Source organism: Parazoarcus sp. PS-13 R2A (assembly GCF_057621855.1).
In genome coordinates, this window is the sequence record NZ_JBYEXN010000020.1 from 59,777 (window position 1) to 84,820 (window position 25,044).

Annotated in this window: 23 protein-coding genes; 9 read left to right on the plus strand and 14 right to left on the minus strand. The window is 65.1% G+C overall.

Translation table 11 applies throughout. The annotated features are described in order from the left end of the window. Window positions 1–127: 127 nt before the first annotated feature. From AC22G6_RS17000 to AC22G6_RS17010, 3 genes are all read right to left on the minus strand, one after another. The gene (locus tag AC22G6_RS17000) at window positions 128–2,224 is read right to left on the minus strand and encodes an ATP-dependent helicase (RefSeq protein ID WP_487367756.1); all 2,097 of its coding nucleotides are present in this window, start codon (window positions 2,222–2,224) and stop codon (window positions 128–130) included. A 100-nt stretch (window positions 2,225–2,324) separates the two neighbouring features. Continuing rightward, window positions 2,325–2,735, minus strand: a complete 411-nt coding sequence (locus AC22G6_RS17005) for a group III truncated hemoglobin (RefSeq protein ID WP_108951484.1) — start codon at window positions 2,733–2,735, stop codon at window positions 2,325–2,327. 107 nt (window positions 2,736–2,842) lie between these two features. Beyond that, the gene (locus AC22G6_RS17010; RefSeq protein ID WP_487367757.1) at window positions 2,843–3,685 is read right to left on the minus strand and encodes an alpha/beta fold hydrolase; all 843 of its coding nucleotides are present in this window, start codon (window positions 3,683–3,685) and stop codon (window positions 2,843–2,845) included. Window positions 3,686–3,984: 299 nt separating this feature from the next. Here AC22G6_RS17010 and AC22G6_RS17015 point away from each other — a divergent pair, with 299 nt between their 5' ends. After that, window positions 3,985–4,593 (plus strand): virulence RhuM family protein, encoded by a 609-nt coding sequence (locus AC22G6_RS17015; protein WP_487367758.1) that lies wholly within the window; start codon window positions 3,985–3,987, stop codon window positions 4,591–4,593. Here AC22G6_RS17015 and AC22G6_RS17020 read toward each other — a convergent pair. The 3 genes from AC22G6_RS17020 to AC22G6_RS17030 are packed head-to-tail and all read right to left on the minus strand — an operon-like array spanning window position 4,502 to window position 8,351. Continuing rightward, a complete protein-coding gene (locus AC22G6_RS17020; protein ID WP_487367759.1) occupies window positions 4,502–5,350 on the minus strand; it encodes a Rossmann-like domain-containing protein in 849 nt (282 codons plus the stop codon). The genes AC22G6_RS17015 and AC22G6_RS17020 overlap by 92 nt on opposite strands. Beyond that, window positions 5,347–6,927, minus strand: a complete 1,581-nt coding sequence (locus tag AC22G6_RS17025) for a VWA domain-containing protein (protein WP_487367760.1) — start codon at window positions 6,925–6,927, stop codon at window positions 5,347–5,349. The genes AC22G6_RS17020 and AC22G6_RS17025 overlap by 4 nt, the downstream gene beginning before the upstream one ends. Next, complete coding sequence (locus tag AC22G6_RS17030) at window positions 6,924–8,351, minus strand: AAA family ATPase (RefSeq protein ID WP_487367761.1); 1,428 nt, start codon at window positions 8,349–8,351, stop codon at window positions 6,924–6,926. Before AC22G6_RS17030 ends, AC22G6_RS17025 begins: the two co-directional genes overlap by 4 nt. Before the next feature lie 219 nt (window positions 8,352–8,570). On the opposite strand from AC22G6_RS17030, the gene AC22G6_RS17035 reads away from it, so the two are divergent. Then, window positions 8,571–10,160 (plus strand): bacteriohemerythrin, encoded by a 1,590-nt coding sequence (locus AC22G6_RS17035; RefSeq protein ID WP_487367762.1) that lies wholly within the window; start codon window positions 8,571–8,573, stop codon window positions 10,158–10,160. A gap of 21 nt (window positions 10,161–10,181) precedes the next feature. Here AC22G6_RS17035 and AC22G6_RS17040 read toward each other — a convergent pair whose 3' ends face one another. Then, window positions 10,182–10,889, minus strand: a complete 708-nt coding sequence (locus AC22G6_RS17040; RefSeq protein WP_487367763.1) for an alanyl-tRNA editing protein — start codon at window positions 10,887–10,889, stop codon at window positions 10,182–10,184. 407 nt (window positions 10,890–11,296) lie between these two features. Here AC22G6_RS17040 and hppD point away from each other — a divergent pair, with 407 nt between their 5' ends. Then, window positions 11,297–12,376 carry a 4-hydroxyphenylpyruvate dioxygenase gene (hppD, locus tag AC22G6_RS17045; RefSeq protein WP_108972214.1) on the plus strand — a complete coding sequence of 360 codons (1,080 nt, stop codon included), beginning with the start codon at window positions 11,297–11,299 and terminating at the stop codon, window positions 12,374–12,376. Between the two features lie 72 nt (window positions 12,377–12,448). Here hppD and AC22G6_RS17050 read toward each other — a convergent pair whose 3' ends face one another. Continuing rightward, a complete protein-coding gene (locus tag AC22G6_RS17050; RefSeq protein ID WP_487367764.1) occupies window positions 12,449–13,033 on the minus strand; it encodes a CHRD domain-containing protein in 585 nt (194 codons plus the stop codon). A 491-nt stretch (window positions 13,034–13,524) separates the two neighbouring features. Between AC22G6_RS17050 and AC22G6_RS17055 the strand changes: the two genes are divergently transcribed. The 6 genes from AC22G6_RS17055 to AC22G6_RS17080 all read left to right on the plus strand — a co-directional run bounded on the left by AC22G6_RS17055 (window position 13,525) and on the right by AC22G6_RS17080 (window position 20,413). Then, window positions 13,525–14,457 (plus strand): MurR/RpiR family transcriptional regulator, encoded by a 933-nt coding sequence (locus AC22G6_RS17055; protein WP_487367765.1) that lies wholly within the window; start codon window positions 13,525–13,527, stop codon window positions 14,455–14,457. A gap of 60 nt (window positions 14,458–14,517) precedes the next feature. Further along, complete coding sequence (locus AC22G6_RS17060; protein WP_487367766.1) at window positions 14,518–15,300, plus strand: enoyl-CoA hydratase/isomerase family protein; 783 nt, start codon at window positions 14,518–14,520, stop codon at window positions 15,298–15,300. 1 nt (window position 15,301) lies between these two features. Then, a complete protein-coding gene (locus AC22G6_RS17065; protein WP_487367767.1) occupies window positions 15,302–17,476 on the plus strand; it encodes an acetate--CoA ligase family protein in 2,175 nt (724 codons plus the stop codon). A 19-nt stretch (window positions 17,477–17,495) separates the two neighbouring features. Continuing rightward, a complete protein-coding gene (locus AC22G6_RS17070) occupies window positions 17,496–18,287 on the plus strand; it encodes an enoyl-CoA hydratase-related protein (RefSeq protein WP_487367768.1) in 792 nt (263 codons plus the stop codon). Window positions 18,288–18,391: 104 nt separating this feature from the next. Next, window positions 18,392–18,730: a TfoX/Sxy family protein gene (locus tag AC22G6_RS17075; RefSeq protein ID WP_487367769.1), complete on the plus strand. Its 339-nt coding sequence runs from the start codon at window positions 18,392–18,394 to the stop codon at window positions 18,728–18,730. A 402-nt stretch (window positions 18,731–19,132) separates the two neighbouring features. Beyond that, entirely contained in the window at window positions 19,133–20,413 is a 1,281-nt protein-coding gene (locus tag AC22G6_RS17080) for an NAD(P)/FAD-dependent oxidoreductase (protein ID WP_487367770.1), read from the plus strand. A 12-nt stretch (window positions 20,414–20,425) separates the two neighbouring features. On the opposite strand, the gene AC22G6_RS17085 is transcribed toward AC22G6_RS17080, so the two are convergent. The 6 genes from AC22G6_RS17085 to AC22G6_RS17110 are packed head-to-tail and all read right to left on the minus strand — an operon-like array spanning window position 20,426 to window position 25,042. Continuing rightward, the gene (locus tag AC22G6_RS17085; protein ID WP_487367771.1) at window positions 20,426–21,211 is read right to left on the minus strand and encodes an ABC transporter permease; all 786 of its coding nucleotides are present in this window, start codon (window positions 21,209–21,211) and stop codon (window positions 20,426–20,428) included. Between the two features lie 54 nt (window positions 21,212–21,265). Beyond that, on the minus strand, window positions 21,266–22,408 hold the full coding sequence (locus AC22G6_RS17090) for a DUF1615 domain-containing protein (protein ID WP_487367772.1): 1,143 nt from the start codon (window positions 22,406–22,408) through the stop codon (window positions 21,266–21,268). A gap of 18 nt (window positions 22,409–22,426) precedes the next feature. Beyond that, the gene (locus AC22G6_RS17095) at window positions 22,427–23,425 is read right to left on the minus strand and encodes an ATP-binding cassette domain-containing protein (protein WP_487367773.1); all 999 of its coding nucleotides are present in this window, start codon (window positions 23,423–23,425) and stop codon (window positions 22,427–22,429) included. Next, window positions 23,425–24,036 (minus strand): glutathione S-transferase, encoded by a 612-nt coding sequence (locus AC22G6_RS17100; RefSeq protein WP_487367774.1) that lies wholly within the window; start codon window positions 24,034–24,036, stop codon window positions 23,425–23,427. Before AC22G6_RS17100 ends, AC22G6_RS17095 begins: the two co-directional genes overlap by 1 nt. 14 nt (window positions 24,037–24,050) lie before the next feature. After that, window positions 24,051–24,719, minus strand: coding sequence for an alpha/beta hydrolase (locus tag AC22G6_RS17105; RefSeq protein WP_487367775.1), 669 nt, complete (start codon window positions 24,717–24,719; stop codon window positions 24,051–24,053). Then, a complete protein-coding gene (locus tag AC22G6_RS17110; protein ID WP_487367776.1) occupies window positions 24,716–25,042 on the minus strand; it encodes a (2Fe-2S) ferredoxin domain-containing protein in 327 nt (108 codons plus the stop codon). Before AC22G6_RS17110 ends, AC22G6_RS17105 begins: the two co-directional genes overlap by 4 nt. Between the last annotated feature and the right edge of the window lie 2 nt (window positions 25,043–25,044).

A 25,044-nucleotide genomic window follows, 5' to 3' on the forward strand; every position in this document is an offset into this window, starting at 1 on the left:
TTTGCGGATCTTCAGTCCCGCGCACGAGCCTGCGGGTGTCGCCGATGCCGGGCCGGCTTTTCTCCATCCATCCAGCGTAGTCGGCGCTGGCGGACTTTCAAGGCGAGTATCGGGAGGGCGGGTGGTTTCAGTCCCACATGCCGCGCATTTTCGCGGCCAGATCGAGCGCGGCCTGACGCGATGCGGGCGTGCCGCGCAGTTCCGGGGGCGGTTCCGGCCACGTGTGCTGCTCGAAGTGCGGCAGCAGGCGGTTGGGAATGAAGCGGGTGCGCCCGGCATACACATGACGGTCGCCCATGCCCTGCTGCTGGGTGACATAGAAACGCTGCGGCACGATGAGGTCGAGGTGGTCCTTCGCGCGCGTCATGCCGACATAAAGCAGGCGGCGCTCTTCTTCGATCTCTGCGGTGTGGCGGGTGGCGATGTCGGACGGAATGCAGCCATCCACCACGTTGAGCACGGTGACAGCGTTCCATTCCTGACCCTTGGCCGAGTGCAGCGTGGACAGGATCAGGTAGTCCTCGTCGAGCAGCGGCATGCCGGCCTCGTCGCTGGTGGCGCTGGGCGGGTCGAGTGTGAGCTCGGTCAGGAAGCGCTGCCGGCTGGGATAGGTGGCGGCAATGCGGCCGAGCTGCTGGATGTCGCCCTGACGCACGGCCGCATCGTCGTACAGGCGTGGCATCTGCGCTTCGTACCAGCGGCAGGCCAGCTCGAAGCTGGTCGGCCACGGCGCATCGTCGCGGCCGAGGTGTTCGACCAGCGCGGCGAACTCGTTCCACGCCTGTTGAGCCGCATCGGGCACGGGTTGCTCGGCGAGCAGGGCGCAGCCCTCGGGCGCGGTACACACGTTGCCGAGGATGCGACCGGCGGTCTTGGGACCGATGCCGGCCAGCAACTGCACGACCCTGAATCCGGAAACGCGGTCGCGCAGGTTCTCTGCCCAGCGCTGCAGCGCGAGCACGTCCTTGACGTGGGCGGCTTCGAGAAACTTGAGCCCGCCGAACTTCACGAAGGGGATGTTGCGCCGGGTCAGCTCCATCTCCAGCCGGGCGCTGTGGCTGGCGGCGCGGAACAGCACCGCCTGCTGCTTGAGCCGGATGCCTTCCTCACGGCGGGCGAGCGCGCGTTCGACCACGTAAGCGGCCTGATCGGCATCGTCGCGCACCGACACCAGTTGCGGCCGGGCGCTGCTGTCGCGCTCGGACCACAGATCCTTGCTGTAGCGTTCGCTGGCCTGTGCGATCACCGCATTGGCCGCGTCGAGGATGGGGCGGGTGGAGCGGTAGTTCTGTTCCAGCGTCACGCGATGGGCGGGCGGCTCGAAGCAGGCGGGAAAGTCGAGGATGTTGCGCACCGTGGCGCCGCGAAAGGCGTAGATCGACTGCGCATCGTCACCGACCACGGTGAGGCCACGCCCGTCCGGCTTCATGCCCAGCAGGATCTCGGCCTGCAGGTGGTTGGTGTCCTGGTATTCATCCACCAGCACATGCTGGAACAGGCCGCCGACCTCTGCTGCCAGCGCCGGATCGGCCACCATGTGCGCCCAGTACAGCAGCAGGTCGTCGTAATCGAGCACCTGCTGCGCCTGCTTGGCGGCGACGTAGGCGCGGAACAGGGCTTTCAGGTCGTCCGCCCATTCTGCGCACCACGGAAAGGTCGATTGCAGCACGTCCTTCAGCGGCGCACGCGTATTGACCACCGCCGAGTAGATTGCGAGACAGGTGTTTTTCTGCGGGAAGCGCTTGCTGCGTGATGAGAGCCCCGCCTCGTGACGGGCGAGGTTCATCAGATCGGCGGAGTCTTCGCGGTCGTGGATGGTGAATGCCGGGTCCAGCCCGATGCGCCCCGCGTACTCGCGCAGCAGGCGTGCGCCGATGCCGTGGAAGGTGCCCGACCATTGCAGGCTGGCCTGCGCCAGCCAGGGCGTGTCTGCCGCAGCCTGGCCGAGAATGCGTTGCACCCGTCGCCCCATTTCGTCCGCCGCACGGCGCGAGAAAGTGAGCAGCAGAATGCGTCCCGGGTCGGCCCCGGCGACGATCAGGCGCGCAACGCGGTGGGCCAGCGTGTTGGTCTTGCCCGAGCCGGCGCCGGCAATGACCAGCAGCGGGCCGGGAGTCTCGTCGCTGCCGTGACCGATGCCAAATTCCACCGCTTCGCGCTGGGCGGGATTGAGGCGGTCGAGCCAGTCTGAAGGCGTGGCGGGCGGAGTCTGGGAACGGGTCATGACTGTAATTCTATCCAGTTCCACGCCGGCTTTGGTGCTCGTCCTGCTCTGCAAACGTCGGCAAATCGCTTGCACGCGTTGCTGCGCGCGCCTTCCCGGCTCAGGCCGGGGTGTCTTTTGATCGCGTCGCTGACGATGGGACGACCGGATCGAAGGGAAACAGGCCCGCCCGAAAGCTCTTTGCCATGAATTCGGCGCGGCCGATGGCGAGCTTTGCGGTTTCGGGGGGCAGGATCTCTTCGGCGGCTTCGCGGAACAGCGCCAGCCACTGGCCGAAGTGCTCGCGCGTGATCGGCAGGCGCATGTGCACCGGGAATGGATGGCCAGCGTAGCGCTTGGTGCCGAGCAGGGCGTTGGACCAGAAGTCGGTAACGATCGCGAGGTGGTGATCCCAGTCACCGACGGCGTTGTTGAACACCGGGCCGAGGTCGTCATCCAGCCGGGCCCGATCGTAGAAAACCTGCACAAGTTCGGCGATCTGGGCTTCGGTGACGGCAGGTGCTTCGGACATGATGGTTCTCTTGAGGACGGGTTTCTGCATCGGGAAATATAGCCGATATGCGGAACAGCCACTTTTCTGCGTGACCCTGGCAGATGTGCTTCGGCGCGGCCGCGTACTCAGACGCGTGTGCTTATCCCCGCGAACTCGAGCAGATCGTCGATGAACGCATCGCGCTTCCACAGGTGCGGTGCATGGTCCACGCCCTCGTAGATGTGCAGTTTCGCGTTCGGCAGATGGCTGGCCACGTACTCGGCGGTGGCGGTCGAGTAGAAATTGCTCTCGCCGCCGTAGATCAGCAAGGTCGGAATGTTCATCTGTGCCAGCACCGGGCGATAGTCGGCCGCGGTCAGGCTGTCCCAGCAGGCGATCAGGGGGGCAGGTGCCAGCTTTCGCAGGCGCTGACGCATGGCCTGGATGCCCTCGGTATTCTCCGCATAAGCCTGTGCGGCCGCTGCGTTCCGGCCGTCTGCCACCAGGCGCAGTGCGGCTTCGGCAAAATCCTTGCGTAGCGCAGCCATGAAGGCTTCATTGCGCTGCGCGTCGAAATCGCCATAGACACCGAGAGTCCAGTTCAAGTCGGTCAGCAGGCGTGGAGACTGGTCGAGAATGACTGCACGCCCCAGTCGCTCGCAGCCGAAGTCGCGCACGTACTGCCACAGCGTGAGCGCGCCCATCGAGTGACCGACGACAACCGCGTCGCGCAAATCGTGATGTGCCAGCAGCAGGTGCAGATCCTGCGCCATCCGCTGCACGGTCGGCACCGTGGTGGTCAGCGGCGCGTGCCCGCCATGGCCACGGGCATCCCAGCGAAAGATGCGGAAGTGCGCCGCCAGCGGCTCGATGAAGGGCGTCCAGTCGCGGTGGCTCGAGGTCCAGCCGTGCAGCAGCACCAGCGGGCGCCCCTGGCCGGAAATACGCAAGTGGATGGTTTCGCCGTCGTCGGCGGTCAGCGTGTCCATTGGGCAGGATTATAAGGGCTGCATGCGTATGGACTGTTACGTGATCACCGTCAGCCTCGAACGACTGAAACTCGACGGCCTTCTGCGGTGCTGGCGATCGGCAGCAGGGACGGAAGATGACGCCCGCCGGACACCATCGTCAGCTGACGCGACCTGGAACCAGCCCCGAACAACGGAGCGCTGCTGCCCTGTTCGGACGCATCGGCGCAAAAAGCTAAGATGGTTCGAAATATTCCGGGGAGCGAGGATAATGTGGATGGCATTCTTTCGGAATGTAGGGTTACTTGTCGGGGTCAGTCATGGTCAGCGAAACCAGTCCCCAAACGCCGGTTGCCATCTATCAATCTGCCGACGGCTCAATTGCGACCGAAGTCCGCCTGGAGGGCGAAACGGTCTGGCTGACGCAGGCTCAGATGGTCGGGCTTTTCGGGAAAACCAAGCAGAACATTAGCTTGCATATCCGCAATGTGTTTTCGGAAGGTGAGCTGGATGAACAGGCCGTAGTCAAGGATTCCTTGACTACTGCTGTGGATGGGAAGAATTACAGAACGCGCTATTACAGCCTTGACGTCATCATCTCCGTCGGCTACCGGGTCAAATCACCAGAAGGCACCCGCTTCCGCATCTGGGCCAACCGCATCCTCAAGGATTATCTGGTGCGGGGTTATGCGCTGAACCAGCAGCGGCTGGCGCAGCAGCAGGAAAACATCCGCCAGCTTGAACGCACGCTGAGCCTGTTCCAGCAGAACCTGATCGAGCAGGCCAGCCTGCCGGAGGCGCGCGGCGCAGCCCTGATCGCGGAGCAGTCGGGTGAATTCAGACGCGTGCCAGCAGCGCCTCGAAGCCCGGATAGTTGTCGCGGGTCAGGCCGTACTTGCTTGCGCTGGCGCTGCGCGTTCCGCTCCTGAGTGCGTCGATGAAGGCTGCAGGGTCGGTGATCCAGCTGCCGCCGACGAAGGTGACGCCGCGGGCGAACAGGGCGTCGGGCAGGCAACCGGCGCTGGGGCCGATCATTGCGAACCAGCGTGCCTGGCGGCAGCAGCCGAGCATCCGGTCGAGGGTGTCGTTGAGCAGGAGCGTGCTGGTCGAGACCACCTTGGTGCAGGTGGCGAGTGTTTCGGCGTCGGTCGTGACCCGGTAGCCTTCATGCTCGCCCGCGAGCTCGGCCTTGAGTTCGACCACGGTCAGCCTGGCACCGGCCTCGATGATGCGGCCGAGGAGGGGGCGGAACAGGCCGATCATGCCGATCGCTTCGCCTGGCGCGGGCTGCAGGCTGCCGATGGAGTCGGTGCTGTCGTCAGGGCGGAAGCCGGCGCGGTCGTACAGGCAGCGGGTCAGGGCGTTGGCGGCAGCAAAGCCGAGGGTCTTGTCGATGCCGCTGCCGCTGGCGTAGCGCCGGGCGAGGTCGAGCGCATCGGTGCCGGTGAGGGCCGCGCGCGTCGGGTGTGCGTGCAGACGCTCAAGGGTGTCGTCGAGCAGTACGTAGGACAGGCCGAGCGAGCCGTCGTCGAGTTCGAGCGCGCAGAATTCGCCACGACCATCGTTGTTGGCTTGCGCGGGCGGCAGGTGCAGTGCGCGGATGCGGGGCAGCGGGCTGCGGGCCGCGAAGCGTTCGAGCTGGGCGAGGTAGTCGTCCGCAAAACGTGCGGGCTTGGCGGTAGTCATGTCTGGTCCTGATCCGGAAGGTGCTCGCCGCGGTGCAATCCTGCACGGACGGCGGCAGAGGCGGTGTCGCCGGCAACGGTCGAGCGACGGTTTTCGGGGCTTCGCAGCGCCCCGGGGAAGTACATTGCGGTGAGGCTCTTGGAATGAACCGGCGAGTCGGCATCCGATGCGCCGAAGCGACGCCAGTCGCGCACCCACAGGACGTCGTCGGCCAGTTCGAGCAGGCCGATGGTTTCGCGGTCGCCGATCAGGATGGCCTGAACGCGCAAGCCCAGCGTCGTCTTGGCCTGATCGAGGCGGCTGACGACATCGGCGGTGGCGCCGAATGCCCCGTCCGACGCCAGCAGCAGATCGGCCTGGCGCCATTGTGCGGCGTCGAGTTTTTCGATCGCCCGCTCCAGTGGACCACAGATGTCGGTGCCGCCGCGAAAGGTCTGCCCGAGAAAGCGGATCAGGCGTTCGATGCCGCCGGCGTCGACGCCGAGCTCCATTTCCACCAGCTCGTCGGGACCGCCGAACGCAAACACATGGCATGCACGATGTTGCGCGTGGGCGCTGCGCACCGCTTCGAGGACAGTGGCCTTGGCGACGGCCTCTGCGCCACCCTGCATCGAGCCCGAGGTGTCGACGCAGATCAGCATGGGGCCCGTCTCCATGCGTCGGTCGGGCGCGGGCCGCGGTTGCGGACGCAACACGGGTGAGCGGTGCTGGCGAACTTCTGCCATGCGGTCGTCGTCTTCGTAAGCGAGCAGGGTGCGTTCGGCGCGGCGGGCATGCCACACCAGGCGCAGACGCGGGTGGCCGAGCAGCATGGCTTCGGCCGGCAGCATGCGGGCGATGCGATCCGAGCGCTTGATGCCGCGGGTTTCGCCGGGCAGGTCGGGCACATGCACTGCATGCGGCTGCGGGTGTTGCTCAAGCGCCCGTTCCATGACCGGCACCGTGCGCTGGCTGCGGCGCTCGGGTTCGTCGGTCTGGCGGCTGCGCCCCAGCTGCCGGATCAGGCGACCCAGTTCGGGCAGGCGTTCGAGCAGTCGGCGGATGCGCAATACCTCCTGCCAGCCCTCGCTGCGCAGCTGGCCGCAGATCATGTCCCAGCGCAGGCTCTGGTCGCCCGCGGGCAGCATGCCGAAGACGTCCACCAGTTCGTCGATCTGGCCGCAGCGTTCCTGCCAGTCGGCGGCAAAGGCGTCGAGCGCCATGGCCGTGGCGGTGTCCTCGTCTGCACCGCGGTCGCGATAATCGACGATCAGGTCGAGGTGGAAGAGGATGCTCATCGCCACGGTCACACTGAGGTCGCGTTGCCCGCGGCAGTAGCCGGGCAGGCCCAGCTGCGCCATGGCGGCGGACAGGGCGGCGGCAAGCGGCGGTGGCGGCCACGGCCACGCGGCGGGCGGTGGCAGGCAGCCGGCAAGCAGACTGTCGACAAGCAGGCTCAGCCCCGACAGCCGGGCCTCCAGCGTGCCCTGCGCATTGGTCATGCCGCCCAGCCACAAGTTGCGCGCGAGCGCGTCGAGTACGGCCAGGCGCTGTTCGCGGGCCTCGAACAGCAGCGGGTAGGGTGCAGGCATGCTCATGCGTCGTGTTGCAGCGGCACGGCGATGGGTGCCGGCGCCGTGCCGTGGTCTTCGCCCTCGGGCAGGCGGGGCAGACGGGTGAAGCCTTCGCGCGTCGCGGCGGCGCGCTGCTGCAGGCCTGAAAGCGCTTCGGCGACCGCCGCCAGGTTTGCATCGACCCGGTCTGCCAGTTCGCTCTCCAGCCACAGGCTGGTGCTGCGGTAGGCGGCGAGGTTCTGGCGTTGCGCGGCGAGTTCTTCGGCATACCCGGCGATGCGCCTGATCAGGTCGTCGATCTGGCCAGTGCGGGCGGCGATGTGGCGTGCACCATAGCGGCGCTGGCGGCTGTAGCGCATGCGCAGCGCGCCGGCGCCGCCCTTGGCATCGCCCACTTCGTCGGCGAGCTCGGTGGCGGAGAAGCGCAGACGGCCGGACGCGTCGTAGTCGAGGTCGTTGGCCTTCAGCTCGGTGTCGAGCTGCGCTTCGAAGGCTTCGACCACACGGGTTAGGCGTGGCGGCGAGAAGCACTCGTTCACGCCGATGCGCGTCTGCAGCCAGGTGCCGACGGCAGCCTGGCGGGCAGCGTCGGGCGCGGTGCACCAGGGCAGCAGGAGCAGGTCCCACAGCGCCACCGCAGTGCGCCCTTCGCACGCGGCCGCCATGCGCAGCAGCCACACGGTCTTCACCCAGCGGCGGTCGGAAACGCAGGTCTGCAGGCTGGCCAGATGCTCGCGCAGTTCGGCCAGAATCGTGCTCGCCGCGTGCGGCAGCGTCACCGCCGCAGCCTGTCGGGTTAGTGCCGTCAGCGCGTTGGCGTCAAGGCGAAGCGCCGCTGGCGGGGCTGTCCAGTCGGCCTTGTGCGCGGTGTCGAGCAGTTGGGCGAAGCCGTCACGGCTGACCGGCTCGACCGGCACCCGCAGCAGGAACCGATCGAAAAAGGCCTCGGCGACTTCGTCCTCCGGCACTTCATTGGTGGCTCCGACGACGCTGATCAGCGGGCAGTGCTGGCGGCCGGCGCCGTTGTCGAACTCGCGCTCGTTGAGCAGCGTCAGCAGTGCATTGAGGATTGCGCTGTTGGCCTTGAATACCTCATCGATGAAGGCAATCGAGGCGTCGGGCAGGAAGCCCGCGGTGTGACGCTCGTAGCGGTCTTCCTCGAGGGCCTTGATCGACAGTGGGCCAAACAGTTCTTCGGGTACTGAGAAGCGGGTGAGCAGGCGCTCGAAGTAGCGGGCGTTGGCAAACACCGTGTGCAGGCGCCGGGCAAGCTCGCTCTTCGCCGTGCCGGGCGGGCCGATCAGCAGGCTGTGCTCGCCGGCGAGCGCCGCGAGCAGGGTGAGGCGTACCGCGCGTCGACGCTCGATCAACCCGCTTTCGAGATGCGAGAGCAGGTGCGACAGGCGATCGCGGGTGCTGTTCGAGTCATGCGCAAGGGACTGATCCATGGAGAAATCCTAGCACCCGGCGGGGTGGTGTGCCTTGATCGTGACCAAGTCGCGCACGGCAGGCCGGCGGCGGTGCTGCCATCGCCCGATGTTGGCACCGCGTCGGCCGCGCTGCACGATGCTTCGGGCATCACCCGTTCAAGTTAAACTGCGTTTGTACCGCTGCGCGGGGACGCATGTCGGGGGCGGCGTGGCCTAATTCTCGGGGGGAGTGGCTGAATGCAAGAGTTGGCGTGGAGTGACGCACTGTTGACGGGAATCGACGTCATCGACCGGCAGCACCGGGGGCTGGTCGACATGATCAACGCCACCGCGGCGCGGCTGGAAGATCAGTCCGAACTCAGCGCTGAGGAGGTTCGTTCGCTGGTGGGCTTCCTGAAAGACTACACCGAAGTCCATTTCAGCACCGAAGAGGCCTTGATGAGCCTGTGCGGACTGTCCCCCGCCTACGCGCAGGCACACCACCATAATCACGACCGCTTCCTCGCGCTCGTGGGCGACATGGCCGATGAGCTCGGCGACGATGCGGTGCCGGACGGCCGGCAGCTGCTGGCGTTTCTCGGTGACTGGCTGATTCGTCATATCCGTGGCGAGGATCAGGGGCTCGCCCGGCGGCTGCGCGATGCACGACAGGCGACCGATGTCGCCCTGAGCACTGCGCAGTCGAGCGCACGCGCTCAGGCCGCACCCGCCGCGCCGCTGATGTTCGCGGATGCGCTCGCCCAGGGCAGCGCCGCGCTCCATGCCAGCGAAGCCGATGTGCTGGCGTTCATCTCCGGGGACCGCTCCGCGGCACTGGTGGTCGCACTCGATGCAGCCTTGCTGCCCGGAGAGGTGATTCAGGCCAACGCCGCGGCCGAGGCGTATTTCGGCGCCGAGGCGGGGGCGCTTGGCGGACGCCCCGGCACCAGCCTGTTCAGTGATGCCCAGGTTCAACGTCTGCCGGTGGTGATGAGCGAAGTGCTGATGCACGGCAGCTTCGAAGGCGTGCTTGAGTGCGTCGGTACAGACGGGAAACCAGGGGCCGCAGCGGCCCGCGTGACCCATCTCGTGCTCAATGGCCGCATCGTCATTCTGGTGCTGCTGTCGGCAGCGCAGCGCGAGGTGGCCGGGAAGCGGGCTGCAGTTCCGGAAGATGCGGGCAGGACTGCGCTCTCGCGCCACCCCCTGTTCATGTGCCTGACGCTGGATGAAATGACTGCGCTCGAGCAGCAGGCACGCCTGGTTCGACTCGACAAGTCGCAGCAGCTGTTCGCGAACGGCACGGATCCGGCCGGGCTCTACATCGTCATCAGCGGTCAGGTGGGGGTGTTTGCCGCGAACGAGCGTGGCGACGAGAAGGTGCTCGACATCATGGTCGCGCCACAGATCGTGGGCGAAGTCGAGGTGCTCGCCCGCCGGGCTTCGCCGGCAACGGCCCGCAGCCTTTCGTCCTCCACCCTGCTGATGATTCCAGCCGACGCCCTGCGCGCGCTTCAGTCTTCCAGCCCGGCTTTTGCTGCTGCGGTGACGGCGCACCTTGGGCGGCGCATGCACGAGCGGGTTCGCGAGATCGCGGCCCTGACCCTGCATACCGCAATGGAGCGCACCATCGACTTTCTGCTCGCGCACGGCACCGACAACGGCGACGGTGGTGTTGATACCGTGCTGCCGGCGCAGAAGGGCATCATCGCGTCCTACCTCAATATCAACGGCGCGACGCTGTCGCGGAATTTTCAGCAGCTCTCCGATTGCGGCCTGATCAGTGTCAGCCGCCGTTTCGTGACCATCCCGGATCGTGAGGCGCTGCTGCGTTTTCGCCTGCAGTGAGCGATCGGGCCGCGTGGCGGCTCAGCCGCCGAGCACGATCGTCACGCGCTTGTTGCGCTTGCCCTCGGAGCGGATCCTGACCACGCTGGCGGTGCCGATCTCGCCGGTCCGGCGCAAATGGGTGCCGCCACAGGGCTGATAGTCGATGTCGCCTACGCGGATGGTGCGCACGCTGCCCTGGCCGCGCGGCGGCTGCACCGACATCGTTTTCACCAACCCCGGATTCGCATCAAGCTCGGCGTCGCTGATGGCGCCGGTTTCCACCGGCTGATCGCGCGCGATGAGGGCGTTGAGTGCGGCTTCGATGTCTGCGGCCACGAGCTTTTCCATGTCGATGTCGAAATCCAGGTGTGCCTTGTCTTCTGCCATCCTGCCGCCGGTCACCGGCGCATCGACCACGGCGCACAGCAGATGCAGGCAGGTGTGGTAGCGCATCAGGGTGTAGCGCCGTTCCCAGTCGATCTCGGCCTGAAGCCGCGTTCCCGGAGCGGGCACGGGGGCGTCGTCGGCAATGCGGTGCACGATGGCTTCGCCCTCTCCCTTGATCGTGTCGATGACCGTCAGCCGGCTTCCGTCCTCAAGGATCAGCACGCCGCGGTCGCCGGGCTGCCCGCCACCCGTGGGGTAGAACACCGTGCGCTCAAGCTCGACGATGCCCGGTTCGCTGCGGGTCACCACGGTGTCGCACTGGCGTGCGTAGCTGTCTGCATGAAAGACACGATCGGTCACTGGCGGGCTCCTTTCCTGTGGATGCGACGAGGGATGATTGTGCCTCTTCTTCCGGCGGAAAGTGCGTATGCGGACGTTCTTTGCACTCGGGGCGGATGTGGGGCAGGCGGTCTGATGCGATCAAAAGGCCGTGTTGGATGCTGGTAAAGCTATTAGACTATGATGAAGATTCGATGGCGCTCGCAGAAGCGTCACGCCCCCCGGAGAAGACATCATGTTCAAGCGCCGCCCAGCAATCCGCCGTGCCGACTGCCCTGTGCAGTTGCACCGCCGTGAGCGGGGCAGTCTGCTGTTCGTGGGAGATCACCTCGCACGCAGCGTTCGCGGCGTGCCCTGTGCACCACCCCTGTTCCGATAGAAACCGACCCGTTCCACGGTTTTACCGACCCTCTATCAGGAGCAGCACAATGACCGACCTGTTTGAAAATCCGATGGGGCTGATGGGCTTCGAGTTCGTCGAATTCGCTTCGCCCAAGCCGAATGTGCTCGAACCCATTTTCGAAATGATGGGCTTCACCCGCGTGGCGCAGCATCGCTCGAAGGATGTCACGCTGTATCGTCAGGGCGACATCAACTTCATCGTCAACCGCGAGCCGCGCAGCATCCCCGCCTATTTTGCCGCCGAGCACGGGCCTTCTGCCTGCGGCATGGCGTTTCGCGTGCGCGATGCGCAGTTTGCCTTCAAGCGCGCAATCGAGCTCGGTGCCCAGCCGCTGGACATGCCGACCGGCCCGATGGAGCTGCGCCTGCCTGCGATCCGGGGCATCGGCGGCGCGCCGCTGTACCTGATCGACCGCTACGGAGATGGCACCTCGATCTACGACATCGACTTCAACTTCATCGAAGGCGTGGATCGCCATCCGGTCGGCCACGGTTTCAAGCTCATCGACCACCTGACGCACAACGTCTATCGTGGCCGCATGAGCCATTGGGGCAGTTTCTACGAGCGCATCTTCAACTTCCGCGAGATCCGCTACTTTGACATCAAGGGCGAGTACACCGGCCTGACCTCGCGTGCGATGACCGCGCCCGATGGCAAGATCCGCATCCCGCTCAACGAGGAATCGTCCAAAGGCTCGGGCCAGATCGAGGAGTTCCTGATGAAGTTCAACGGCGAGGGCATCCAGCATGTGGCGCTACTCACCGACGACCTCATCGGCAGCGTGGACAAGCTGCGCGCGGCAGGCGTGCCGCTGATGACGGCGCCGCCCGCCACCTATTACGAGATGCTGAGCGAACGCCTGCCGGGGCACGGCGAGAATGCGGACGAACTCCAGGCGCGCGGCATCCTGCTCGATGGCAGTACCGAAGGCGGCAAGCAGCGTCTGCTGCTGCAGATCTTCTCCGAGACCCTGCTCGGGCCGGTGTTCTTCGAGTTCATCCAGCGCAAGGGTGACGATGGCTTCGGCGAAGGCAACTTCAAGGCCTTGTTCGAATCCCTCGAACGCGACCAGATCCGGCGCGGCGCGATTACCGTGCCGGAATAAATTCAAGGCAGCCCGGGTATGACAGGGTGTCCATTGAGGATGCCCTGTCTCGCATGAGACCTTGAACTCCGGTCAGGAACGGCGGCGCAGACTCAGGCCGGCAAGCAGTCCGAGTCCGAGCAGCGACAGCACTGCCGGCTCGGGGATTGCGTTCGATGGGAAGCCGCGAATTTCACCGGCAGGATAAATCGCGTTATGGATGTTGAAGTAAGCGCGTTCGTTTGCGAGTCCGGCTGCGAGTGCGGCTTCGGCGGCTGCGGGGGTGCCTCCTGAGCTATTGACGAATTGGCTGTTGAAGCTCGCTGCCTGCGTGAGGTCGAAGGTCGCGTTGTAAGTGCCCGAGCTCGACCCAACAGGGAAGCCGGGAAGGGAGGGGGAGGTCACCGCCACGCCGATATTTCCCGACTTGGGCAGCAATGTGCAGCAATGCAAATGGGCGGCAGAGGCGGGGGCGTTCAAGTCCGCGAAAACGATCTTGAAAACCAGCGTGTGCGCAGCATCGTCGTACAGGATGATTGCCGTGCCGGTTGCTGCCGATCCATTCGGCGGATCCTCTGCTGCGCCGGACAAGCTGCTTGAGTAGGTAAAGAGGGTGGCCTGAACGTTTCCCGCGAACAGCGCGGTCAGTCCCAGCAAGGTGATTGAACGCAGTGACATGATGCCTCCTTCCAATCGGGGTAGGGACGTGGGGTAGGGACGTCGCAAAGAGCCACCTCGTGGCCACCTTGAACCCTGCGCTGAGCCGTATTGCTTTGTTCTAGCGCAACGCAGGACTTTTGCAAGGGCGTCGCTTGTGTCGGCGAAGGCCGCTTCAAGGCGTGGTTCGAACCGCTTGCACGCGACCCAGTCCGGTGCGCCGTGAACACTCGCCTGGCGTGCGCTGCGCCTCGATGGACATCACGTCTTTCGCCCTTCCTTAACTTCATGACCCGGGCTATTTCGTCTGCTGTTGCGGGCCGAATGCGAGCCAGGTCTGCATCCGGATTTTTGCGCTGCAGCTTGCGTGATTGCTCTTTGTGCAATTAAACTTGCATTGAGATTGGCTGTGCAAAATGATTTGCGCAAATCTATCTTGCTCCCTTTGCCACATCGTTCGACCGCAATGCGCAATGTCCGCGCGGAGGAAGCAAGACCTGTTAAGGGGCCGCATGGCAGAAGAAACGAATGCAGGCAGTGTGGCAATGGCGCCTGCCACGGTGCAGGCCTTGCGCGAGCTCGTGGTCCGCATCAGTCGTGGCGAGGCGGAGGTTTCCCTTGGCAGCAAGGCACTCAAGGTGCTCGCGAGTCTGGTCGAGCGTCCGGACGAGGTTGCCGTCAGCAGCATCATGTCGCTGGCGGCCAGCGTGGGGGTCAATGCCTCCACCCTGTCCCGGCTCGCACGCAGCCTCGGATATGACAGCTTCGCCCAGTTCCAGCAGGTGTTTCGTGACGCGCTGACGCGTGGCCAGCAGCGTTTCTACAGCGAGCAGGGGCAGCGTCTGCTCGACGATGACGTACACGCTGCGGACGGTCCGCTTGCGGTGGTGGCGCAGCTGGCGCAGGAATCGATCCGCAATATCGACGGCTGTCTGGCTCAGCTTGAAGCCGGCGATCTGACGGCGGCTGCTGCACTGCTGGCACAGGCGCGCAGGGTGCGCGTGTTCGGCGCGCGGCAGATGCATGCCGTGGCGAGCTTCCTGTCCTATGGCCTTGGCCTGATCCGCCCCGAAGTCGGCCTGCTCGACGGGCCGGGGCAAAGCATCGCAGCCTCGCTTGCGCACCTGGGGCGCGGCGACGTGCTCCTGCTGTCGGGTGTTTCCCCCTACAGCCGGCAGGCAGTGGTCGTCGCTCGCGCAGCATCCGCTGCCGGCATCAAGGTGATCGCGATCACGGATTCGCGCGCATCTCCGCTTACGGCCTGCGCGGATCACGCGTTCTTCATTCCCCATTCGAGCAGTTTCATCAGCAACAGCATTGGCGCCTATGTGGTGTTCTGCGAAGGGCTGATCAATCTTGTTGCCAAGGCGCTCGGCAGCAAGGCCCTGAAGTCACTTGAGCGCCAGGAAGAATTTATCGCAAAGCTGGACATTGAAATGCGTTGAGCGCGCAGCGCGCCTGATGCACATGAATCACGCCGTCGCTACGACGCAATAAGGACAAACATGAGCTACGAAAACATTCTCTATTCCATGACGGACGGCATTGCCGAGATCCGTTTCAATCGCCCGCACCGTCTCAATGCGGTCACGGCGAAATTCTACGAAGAGTTCAACGAGGCGCTTGGCATTGCCGAGGCCGACGGCGACGCACGTGTCGTGCTGATTACCGGCGAAGGCCGTGCCTTCTGCGTTGGCGCCGACCTCAAGGAGCACAAGGTCGGGCGTACGGCCTTTGACCGCCGGCAGTATCTGCAGGGCGAGCAGATCGTGTGCAAGCGCCTCATTCAGTTGCGCAAGCCGGTGGTTGCCGCGGTGAATGGCTATGCGCTGGGCGCCGGGGCCGAGCTGGCGATGGCGTCCGACTTCATCGTGATGGCCGAAAGCGCGCAGATCGGCCTGCCCGAAATCAGCATCGGCAACTTCCTCGGTGGCGGGGTGACCTGGCTGCTGCCGCGGCTGGTGGGGCTGGCCAAGGCACGCGAACTGGTCTTTCTGGGTGAGCGAATCGGCGGCGCGGAAGCGGTGCGGATCGGCCTCGCCAACCGCAGCTTTGCGGATGAGGGCTTTCATGAGGCGGCACGTGCATTTGCGCACAAGCTGGCGACCAAGGCTCCGTTCTCGATGGCACTCGCCAAGGAGCAGCTCAACATGGCGGCCGACCGTGGTCTGGATGCGGCACTCACTGCCGAACTGGAAGGAATGACGTTTGTTGGTACCACGCGCGACTGGCAGGAAGGCGTCGATGCCTTTGCCGAGAAGCGCACGCCGGTATTCAAGGGAGAATGAGATGAGTATGCATGACCAGCCTGCAGTGCTGCCAATGAAGAGCCCGTTGCACGACTTTCTGGCGCCGGACTCGATCGCCATCGTCGGCGCTTCGGCCGACCCCACCAAGCGCGGCTACAAGGCCATGATCGGGCTGATCAAGGACGGCTATGGTGGCGCGATCTATCCGATCAACCCCAAGACCGACATGATTCTCGGGGTGAAGACCTGCGCTTCGCTCGACGCAGTGCCGGGGCCGGTTGACCTGGCGCTGATCTGCACGCCCGCCAGCACGGTGCCGGGCATCCTCGCCGAGTGCGGCCGCAAGGGGGTCAAGGGCGCGATCGTGCTTGCCAGCGGCTTCAAGGAAACCGGGGCCGAAGGTGCAAAGCTCGAGCAGCAGGTGCTCGACGCCGCACGTGCCGGCGGGGTGCGGGTGATCGGCCCGAATACGTCGGGCATGTTCAACCTGCACAAGAAGGTGAACCTGCTCGCGCTGGCCAACGTCAAGGCAGGCGACATCGGCTTCATCTCGCAATCGGGCAACATGCTGCTGTCCCTGGTGCTGGAGGCAGAGCATAACGGTCACGTCGGCTTTTCGACCTACGTCGGTCCGGGTAACCAGACCGATATCGGCTTCAACGACTATCTGCGCTATCTCGGCGAAGATCCGCAGACCAAGGTGGCAACGCTCTATGTAGAGGGCTTCCGCGATGGGCAGCGCTTCCTCGAGGTGGCTCGCGAGATCTCGGCGACGAAGCCGGTGGTGGTGTACAAGTCGGGCTCGACCGAGCAGGGTCAGAAGGCAGCCAGTTCGCACACCGGATCGCTCGCCGGCAGCTATGCGATGACGGTCGATCTGCTGCGCCAGGTGGGCGTGAGCGTGGTGCAGCATTCCAACGAGATCCTGCCGGTGGCCGAAGGCCTTGGCCTGATGCAGAAGGCGCCGGGCAAGCGCGTGGCAGTGATCGCCGACGGCGGCGGTCAGGCCACGATTGCCTCCGACCGTCTCGCCGAGGCGGGGCTTGAGCTGGCCGAACTCAGCGAGCACACCCGGCGCCGCCTGGGCGAGATCCTGCTGCCCCAGGCCTCGCTGGTGAATCCGGTGGACGTGGCCGGCAGCAGCGATGCCAACCCGGCGCTGCTCGCCGAATGCATGGAGATCGTGGCCGAAGACGACAACGTGGACAGCATCTTCCTGGTCGGCATGTTCGGTGGTTACAGCATCCGCTTCGCCGAAGACCTGCTTGGCGGCGAGATGCGGGGGGCGGAGTCGATGATCGAACTGGCCCGCCGTATAGACAAGGCGGTGGTGGTCTATAGCCTCTATGCGCCGGTCAAGCCGCCGGCGCTGCGTCGGCTGCATGAGGCCGGTCTGCCGGTGTATACCTCGATCGAACATGCGGTGCGCGTGCTCGCCGCCCTGGGCGAACGCGGCATCTACCTGAAGAGTCGTGCTGTCGCTTCGCATGCGCCTGCGGTGGTGCCGAGCGAGGACATGAAGGCGATGTTCGCCCGCGCCCAGAACGAAGGTCGCGACCTGTTCGAATTCGAGGCCAAGACCCTGCTTCGTGCCCACGGTGTGGATGTGGCGCCGGAAGTGATCGTGCGCAGCGCGGATGAACTGTCTGCGGTTGCCGCGCAGTTCGGCGAACAGGCGCTGGTGATGAAGGTGGTCTCGAAGGACATCCTGCACAAGTCCGATGCCGGCGGGGTGAAGCTCAACCTCCGCGGTGAGGCCGATCTGTGCCAGGCCTTCGACAGCATCATGAGCTCGTGCCGCGCCTATGATCCGAATGCGGACATCCGCGGCGTGCTGGTGACGCCGATGGCGAAGAAGGGCACCGAGGTCATCATTGGCGTCAGCCGCGATCCCATCTTCGGCCCGGTGCTGATGTTCGGCCTGGGTGGCATCTTTGTCGAGATCCTCAAGGACGTTGCCTTCCGTGCCATCCCGTTGTCGCAGCTCGATGCCGAGTCGATGGTCGATCAACTCAAGGCGCGCAAGGTGCTGGAAGGCGCGCGCGGCGAGCCACCTGCCGACAAAGCGGCGCTGGTCGATCTGCTGCTCAAGGTGTCGGGCATCGTCAGCGCCTATCCGCAGATCTCCGAGCTCGACCTCAATCCGGTGATCGCCTATCCCGACGGCTATGCTGCCGTGGATGCCCGCATCATCATCAACCGTTCCGTACTCTGATTCTGCCGGAGCCCGCACAATGAATCTGCCCCAACTCACCGATGCCCTGCTGGACGTCAGCAACCGGGTCGCCACGCTTACCCTCAACCGCCACGATGTGCGCAACGCGCTGACCGGCACCGGCCTCATCGAGGACATCATCAAGGTCGCAGAGTGGATCAACAGCTGCGACGAGGTGTCGGTGCTCGTCATCACCGGCGCTGGCTCGGCCTTTTCCTCCGGCGGCAACGTCAAGGACATGGCCGACCGCGGCGGCGACTTCGCCGGTGACGTCGCCGAGGTCGCCACCCGCTACCGCCGCGGCATCCAGCGCATTCCGCTGGCGCTGCAGCAGGTCGAAGTGCCGATCATCGCTGCGGTCAACGGTCCGGCCATCGGCGCCGGTTTCGATCTCGCCAACATGGCCGACATCCGCATCGCCTCGGAGAAGGCCAAGTTCGGCGAAACCTTCCTCAACCTCGGCATCATCCCGGGTGACGGCGGTGCGTGGTTCATGCAGCGCCTGATCGGCTACCAGCGTGCCTTCGAGCTGACCCTGAGCGGGCGCATCGTGGGCGCGGCCGAGGCCAGGGAGATCGGCATCGTACTCGACGTGGTGGCGCCAGAGGAACTGATGAGCCGTGCCGGCGAGATCGCTGCCCGCTTCGCCGCCCAGCCGCCCAAGGCGGTGCGTCTGACCAAGCGCCTGATGAAGATGGCGCAGCGCATGGAGCTGAAGGACTTCCTCGACCTCAGCGCCGCCTTCCAGGGCATGTGCCACAACGAGCCCGAGCATCTGGATGCGGTGCGGAAGATGCTGGAGAAGTCCTGACTCCGGACCGATCGACGCCAGGCCCCTTCCGCAGGTGCCTGGTGGGCAGCTCGTCCCCCGCTGCGACGGCTGCCGCGTGATGGCGCAGACCACAGGAACATCCCATGGCATACGATGAAGGTCTCGCTCAGCGCTTGCGAGAGGTGCTCCAGTCCGAGCGCGATATCTCCGAAAAGAGCATGTTTGGCGGCCTCGCTTTCATGTGCCGCGGCTACATGTTCGTCGGGATCACTGGCGAGTTGCTGATGGCGAGGGTTGGCCCTGACGACTATGAGCAGGCGCTGTCCCGCCCCCATGTGCGGGTGATGGATTTCACCGGAAGACCCGTGAGGGGCTATGTCTATGTGGATCCCCCGGGGTTTGAGGCGGATTCGGATCTCTCGGACTGGGTCGGACGCTGCCATCGATTCGTGCTCACGCTGCCGCCAAAGATGCCCGGATGAGAGTCCGGCGCTGATCGATTTGTCGTCGTATGCCGGGCGCTGCGCTTAAGCGCACCGCGACCGCCCCCCTTCGTATTGCCTTGAGCGAGCCTGGCGCCGGCGCCGGGCCAAACAACCGTTGCGGTGCCGCAGCAGCGGTGAGGATTCCCATATATTGAGACAGATCCCGGACGAGCCGCAGTATTTGCTGCGACGCCGCGCAGACAGTTGTTGTCAATAAAATTAGTGCTTACTAATATACGGACGTATTCTCAGGGTGATGCCGGGGTGACGGAGGGTTTCAAGGTCGCGCGCATGGCCGTCCGGTCCGATGTCGGGTGTCAGCTGCGCAGCGCGACCGTTCCCGGCATTCATTCGCCCGTGACGGGTGCATCAGCAAACAATAACGAGGAGGAACACAGAATGGCCCATATCGTCATCATTGGTGCCGGAATCGGCGGCTTGCCGATGGCCTACGAGATGCGCGACCACGCGCGCCCGGAGGACCGCATCACCGTCGTTTCAAAGGACGCCAAGTTTCATTTCGTGCCGTCGAACCCCTGGGTGGCGGTGAACTGGCGCTCGCGCGAGGACATCGAGGTCGATCCGGCCGAAGTGCTCGCCCGGCGCAATATCGACTTCATCCCGGTTGCGGCAAAGCGCGTCGAACCGGGCGAGAATGCACTCGAGCTCGAGGATGGGCGCCGCATCGAGTACGACTATCTCGTCATCGCCACCGGCCCACGACTGGCCTTCGACGAAGTGCCCGGCCTCGGGCCGCACGGCGGTTTCACGCAGTCGGTGTGTCATGTCGATCATGCGGTGACGTCGGAGGAGGCATGGGAGGGTTTCGTTGCCGATCCGGGGCCGATTGTCGTCGGCGCGGTGCAGGGTGCCTCGTGCTTCGGGCCGGCCTATGAGTTCGCGATGATCCTCGACGCCGACCTGCGCAAACGCAAGCTGCGTGACCGCGTGCCGATGACCTTCGTCACCTCCGAGCCCTATATCGGTCACCTGGGCCTGGCGGGGGTCGGTGATTCCAAGGGCATCATGGAGTCCGCCTTCCGCGAGCGTCACGTCAAGTGGATCTGCAACGCCAAGGTGGAGCGTATCGAGGACGGCAGGATGCATGTCATCGAGCATGACGACGACGGCAAGGAAAAGCGCCGCCACGAACTGCCGTTCAAGTACTCGATGATGCTGCCTGCGTTCAAGGGCGTCGAGGCGGTGTTCGGCATCGAGGGGCTGGTCAATCCGCGTGGCTTCGTGATCATCGACGAGCATCAGCGCAACCCGACTTTCCGCAATGTCTTCTCGGTCGGCGTGTGTGTGGCAATCCCGCCGGTCGAGGTGACACCGGTGCCGACCGGCACGCCGAAGACGGGCTACATGATCGAATCAATGGTCACCGCAACGGCCATGAACATCCGCTCGCTGCTCGACGGCGAACCGGCGACCGAGAAGGCGACCTGGAACGCAGTGTGTCTGGCCGACTTCGGCGACACCGGCGCAGCTTTCGTGGCGATCCCGCAGATCCCGCCGCGTAACATGAACTGGTTCGGTCAGGGCAAGTGGGTGCACCTGGCCAAGATCGGCTTCGAGAAGTACTTCCTGCGCAAGATGCGCAAGGGCACGACCGAGCCGGTCTACGAGCGGGTGGTGATGAGCGCCATCGGCATCGCCAAGCTCAAGAACGGCAGCTAGCCAGGCCTCGCCTTACTTGAGCAGACGTCGCCGGGTGAGCGCGAGGGCGAGCCAGAACGCGACGCTGCAATAGCCCATCAGTACGAGCAGATGCAGGATGATCTGCTCGGGCATGCGGCCGAGCAGCAGCGGCCGGGCGAGCTCGATGGCGTGGGACAGCGGCAGCAGTGTGGTCGCCGCACGGATGATGGTTGGCAACTGGTCCGCAGGAAAGAATACCCCAGACACCAGCATCATCGGCGTGATGAACAGGGTGAAGTAGTACATGAAGAAGTCGTAACTCGGCGCCAGCGCGGTGACGATCAGCCCGAGCGCCCCAAATGTGAGTCCGACCAGAAGGATCAGGGGCAGCAGCCAGAATGCATAGCGGGTTTCGACCAGGCCGAAGAGGCTGACCACCAGCAATATGGCCACGCCCGACAGCAGCGCCTTGGATGCCGCCCACATCAGTTCGGCAAAGACGACGTCGTCGAGCGACACCGGCGCGTTGAGAATCGCATCCCAGGTACGCTGCACATGCATGCGCGAAAAGCTCGAATACAGCACCTCGAAGGTGGCGCTGTTCATGGTCGAGTAGCACACCATGCCGGCCGCCAGAAAGCTGATGTAGGACACGCCGCCCACCTCGGGTACCAGCATGCCGATGCCGAACCCCAGCCCGAACAGGTAGATCACCGGATCAGCCAGATTGCCCAGCACGGAGGGCAGCGCAAGCTTGCGCCACACCAGGAAGTTGCGCTGCCATACGGCGACGAAGCGCAGCGAGAGTTGTGGCAGGCGCCAGTGATTGGGCGTCATCTGCGGAGTCCGTTACGTTCGCCGGCGGCCGGCATGCCGGGGACGGGTGCAAGCCTATGCATCGGCAGACTCCCCGCCGCGCGCAAGGCAGCGTCGATAGCGCGTTTCGACACGCTTGGCGAACCACCCCGTCGTCAGCTTGCGGCTGATCTTGGGGCCGGCGAGTGCGATCTGCGGCAGCACGGCGCGTGCCAGCGGGCGTCCTGCGCGCTTTTCCGCCAGTTCGAAGACGCGCTTGTACAACCGGCTGTCTTCAAACGCTTCGGTATCGCCCTCCTCGAGTGCGCGGCGAATGGCGCGCTCGTCCATGTCGATCGACTTGCCCAGCGTGCGCACCGCGCGTTCGGTGGCGCCGGGGGCTTCGGATGCGGAGTTGCCGTGAATGATCAGGTCGCCGTCGAGCGCCAGTCTGATCCCCGACGCCAGACTCACCGCCTTCTGGAAAGCCGCATTGCGGCTGGCATAGTGTCCGGCATTGAAGTCGGCAAAGCGGTACAGCTGACTGTCGTAGCTCGCGGGGTAGTCGAGCAGATGGGCGATACCGAAGTACATGCCGCCGTGACGGGTGAACACCTCGCGCCGGATGGAGTCGGTGACCAGGTAAGGATAGGTCCGCCGCTTTGCATGCTGCTCGGCAAAGGCGACGCTCACCTGCATCGCGCCTGCGGTGCGTACCGGGTTGAGGTCGCCGAACAGCCGCTTGCCCAGCGGCACCATGCTGATGAAATCCTCGAAGATCAGGCTGAGCTCGCGCTCGGTCCGGACCGTGTCGAGCCGTTCGCCATACGAGTCGCCATTGGGCGAGGGGAGTTTCAGCGCAATGCGCACTGCGAGCATGGGGATGCCGAGCCTGTCGGCGCGACGCTCGATCTCGCTCCACGCGATCTTCGGCAGGCCGGCAACCGGTGGGTCTGCAGTGATGCCTGATTCCTGCTCCGCAACCGCGAGTGCAGCGCACAGGTTCGACGCGCTCGGGGTGATCTCAAGGCTGGTGAACGCGACCTGCACGTCTGCCGCCCAGGCCTCGCGGTCCTTGGTGCCGGGTGGCAGCAGGCGCGCAACGTGTACGCGTATCTCGGCCGGGCTCGGCGGGGCGGGTTCGAAGTCGCGAATCGTGCCCGAACAGCCGGCAAGCAGGGCAAGGCAGATGACCGCGCTCCAGCTTCGTGCGCGCGTGAGCCGTGAATTTGAATTCATTCTTTTCGTGCCTCAGTCTCAGTCGCGAAGGTCGCGACCCGTGAGCTTGAGGAAGACGTCTTCCAGGTTTGCCGGGCGGTGCAGGTAGCGCAGGCCGGGCTGGGTGGCGAGGTGGGCGAGCAGGGGGGCGGCATCGTGCAGGTAGCAGAAGGCGGTTTCACCACTGATCTCGAAGCGGTCGGAAAGCGCTGCCGCATGCGCATCGGCCCAGGCGGCGGCGCCACCGCCGGCCGGCAGCGCATGACCGTTCCAGTCGCCGAAGACTTCCACGACCTGCGGTTCGATATGCTCGGCGATGACTTTACGCGGGCTGCCGCCAGCGAGCACGCGACCATTGTCGAGAATGGCCAGGTGGTCGGACAGGCGTTCGGCCTCGTCCATGAAATGGGTGGTCAGCAACACCGTGGTACCGCTGCGGATAAGCTGCTTGAGGCGGTCCCAGATCAGGTGGCGGGCCTGCGGGTCGAGCCCGGTGGTCGGCTCGTCGAGCACCAACAGTTCGGGCTGGTTGACCAGCGCGCGTGCCAGCGTGAGGCGCCGCTTCATGCCGCCCGACAGCGACTGGATGCGGGCGTCGCGTTTGCTTTCGAGCCCGGCGAAGGCCAGCAGCGCAGGGATGCGGGCCTTGATCGCAGCATCGGAGAGACCGAAGTAGCGGCCATAGACGAGCAGGTTCTCGGCGCAGGTGAAGTCGGGGTCGAGGTTGTCGATCTGCGGCACGATGCCCACCCGCATGCGCGCCTCGCGGGCGCGCTCGGGCACCGCTTCGCCGCACAGGCGGATGCTGCCTGCGCTGGGCGTCGTGAGGCCGAGGGCACAGCGCAGCGTGGTGGTCTTGCCCGCGCCGTTGGGGCCGAGCAGGGTAAAGCACTCGCCGGCGCGCAGCTCGAGGTCGATGCCGCGAACAACTTCGGTGTCGTCATAGCGCTTCACCAGGCCGCGAATCAGCAGCGGCGATGGACGCGAGGACGATACCGCAGGTGTTGCCAGGGCCGGGCCGGCGAGCGCTGCCGTCATCAGCCGGCGGGCGGAACGGTGTCGGCGAAGCTCGGACGTGCGAACAGCCGTTTGCTGAGGGCGACCAGGGCGGGGCGGCCCGTCTGCCAGTCGGTTTGCGGCAGGCGCAGGTCGAGGTAGCCCAAGGCGACGCCGACGCTGATGTCGTCGAGCTGTATGGTCTTGCCGCTGAGCCATTCACGACCGCTCGCGCGTTTCTCCAGCTCGTCCAGGCAGCGCCGGATCTTGTCCAGCTGACGCTCGATCGTGACGGCGCTCTGTTGTTCGGGTGGGCGCTTGCTTTCGAGGAAGGCCACAACTGCTGCATCGAGAATGCCGTCGGCCAGTGCTTCGGTCTGGCGCACTCGCACGCGTTCGATGCCACCGGCCGGAAGCAGTGCAGGCCCCGTCTCCAGGGTTTCGAGATAGCCGGCAACCACGGGCGAGTCGAAGAAGACTTCGCCGCTGTCGAGCACCAGCGCAGGCACCTTACCCAGCGGGTTGACGTCGGGTACGCGGGTGTTGGCCTCCCACGGAGAGTCCACGACCAGCTCGAAGGGCAGTGACTTTTCCGCGAGCAGGATGCGGATCTTGCGTGCGTAGGGACTGGTGAGTGATGCGAGCAGTTTCATTGGTCTCTCCTGGTTCAGGCGCGGCCGGGGGCCGGCGCGACGTTGCGGGCGATCAGTTCCCGGATCAGATGCAGCTTGCCATGGAAGAAGTGGTCGGCGCCCGGAATGACGATGACCGGCAGCTCCTGCGGACGTGCCCAGTCGAGCACGTTGCTCAGGGCGACGGTGTCGTCGACTTCGCCGTGGATGATCAGCGTGGGAATGGTGTCGGGCACGGGCGGAGTGTCGTAGCTGCGTGCGCCATCTGCGGCCACACCTGCGGCCATGCCGACGAGGATCAGCTGCCGCGGCGGATTGATGTCGTTGGCGAGACGGTTGGCGATTCGCGTCTGCACGAAGCCACCGAAAGAGAAGCCGCCCAGCGCCAGCGGCAGGCTGCCCCAGCGCGATTGCGCCCAGGCGATCACCGACAGCATGTCTTCGGTTTCACCTTCGCCGTGATCGTGTTCGCCATCGCTCTTGCCCACGCCACGGAAATTGGGGCGAATCGCCGCATAGCCCAGATCGCGGTAGCTGCGCGCCAGCGTGTGCGCCACCTTGTTGGTATTGGCGCCGCCGAACAGCGGGTGCGGGTGACAGATCAGCGCGACACCACGGACCGTTTGCGGGGCGTCGATCAGGACTTCGATATTGCCTGCTGCGCCGCGCAGCAGGGCGGATTCAGTCGGAAGCGCACGGGTCATGCCTTGTCTCCATCGGGCAGGCGCAGGCGTTCGACGATGCGGCCGTGCACAAGATGCTGGTCGATGATCTCGTCGACGTCGTCCTTGTCGATATACGTGTACCAGACGTTGTCCGGGTACACCACCATCACCGGGCCGTCGTCGCAGCGCCCGAGGCAGCCGGCCTTGTTGATGCGCACGCTGCCCTTGCCCTTGAGGCCGAGCTCGGCGCTGCGCTCCTTGGCATAGGTCTGCAACTCACTGGCCTTGTAATTGTTGCAGCAGTCGTCGCCGGCTGCACGCTGATTGCAGCAGAAGAACACATGGTGTTTGAAATAGCTCATTC

Coding starts and splice junctions, on each gene's coding strand:
- AC22G6_RS17000 (WP_487367756.1), bottom strand. CDS start 2,224: ATGACCCGTTCCCAGACTCCGCCCGCCACGCCTTCAGACTGGCTCGAC.
- AC22G6_RS17005 (WP_108951484.1), bottom strand. CDS start 2,735: ATGTCCGAAGCACCTGCCGTCACCGAAGCCCAGATCGCCGAACTTGTG.
- AC22G6_RS17010 (WP_487367757.1), bottom strand. CDS start 3,685: ATGGACACGCTGACCGCCGACGACGGCGAAACCATCCACTTGCGTATT.
- AC22G6_RS17015 (WP_487367758.1), top strand. CDS start 3,985: ATGGTCAGCGAAACCAGTCCCCAAACGCCGGTTGCCATCTATCAATCT.
- AC22G6_RS17020 (WP_487367759.1), bottom strand. CDS start 5,350: ATGACTACCGCCAAGCCCGCACGTTTTGCGGACGACTACCTCGCCCAG.
- AC22G6_RS17025 (WP_487367760.1), bottom strand. CDS start 6,927: ATGAGCATGCCTGCACCCTACCCGCTGCTGTTCGAGGCCCGCGAACAG.
- AC22G6_RS17030 (WP_487367761.1), bottom strand. CDS start 8,351: ATGGATCAGTCCCTTGCGCATGACTCGAACAGCACCCGCGATCGCCTG.
- AC22G6_RS17035 (WP_487367762.1), top strand. CDS start 8,571: ATGCAAGAGTTGGCGTGGAGTGACGCACTGTTGACGGGAATCGACGTC.
- hppD (WP_108972214.1), top strand. CDS start 11,297: ATGACCGACCTGTTTGAAAATCCGATGGGGCTGATGGGCTTCGAGTTC.
- AC22G6_RS17050 (WP_487367764.1), bottom strand. CDS start 13,033: ATGTCACTGCGTTCAATCACCTTGCTGGGACTGACCGCGCTGTTCGCG.
- AC22G6_RS17055 (WP_487367765.1), top strand. CDS start 13,525: ATGGCAGAAGAAACGAATGCAGGCAGTGTGGCAATGGCGCCTGCCACG.
- AC22G6_RS17060 (WP_487367766.1), top strand. CDS start 14,518: ATGAGCTACGAAAACATTCTCTATTCCATGACGGACGGCATTGCCGAG.
- AC22G6_RS17065 (WP_487367767.1), top strand. CDS start 15,302: ATGAGTATGCATGACCAGCCTGCAGTGCTGCCAATGAAGAGCCCGTTG.
- AC22G6_RS17070 (WP_487367768.1), top strand. CDS start 17,496: ATGAATCTGCCCCAACTCACCGATGCCCTGCTGGACGTCAGCAACCGG.
- AC22G6_RS17075 (WP_487367769.1), top strand. CDS start 18,392: ATGGCATACGATGAAGGTCTCGCTCAGCGCTTGCGAGAGGTGCTCCAG.
- AC22G6_RS17080 (WP_487367770.1), top strand. CDS start 19,133: ATGGCCCATATCGTCATCATTGGTGCCGGAATCGGCGGCTTGCCGATG.
- AC22G6_RS17085 (WP_487367771.1), bottom strand. CDS start 21,211: ATGACGCCCAATCACTGGCGCCTGCCACAACTCTCGCTGCGCTTCGTC.
- AC22G6_RS17090 (WP_487367772.1), bottom strand. CDS start 22,408: ATGAATTCAAATTCACGGCTCACGCGCGCACGAAGCTGGAGCGCGGTC.
- AC22G6_RS17095 (WP_487367773.1), bottom strand. CDS start 23,425: ATGACGGCAGCGCTCGCCGGCCCGGCCCTGGCAACACCTGCGGTATCG.
- AC22G6_RS17100 (WP_487367774.1), bottom strand. CDS start 24,036: ATGAAACTGCTCGCATCACTCACCAGTCCCTACGCACGCAAGATCCGC.
- AC22G6_RS17105 (WP_487367775.1), bottom strand. CDS start 24,719: ATGACCCGTGCGCTTCCGACTGAATCCGCCCTGCTGCGCGGCGCAGCA.
- AC22G6_RS17110 (WP_487367776.1), bottom strand. CDS start 25,042: ATGAGCTATTTCAAACACCATGTGTTCTTCTGCTGCAATCAGCGTGCA.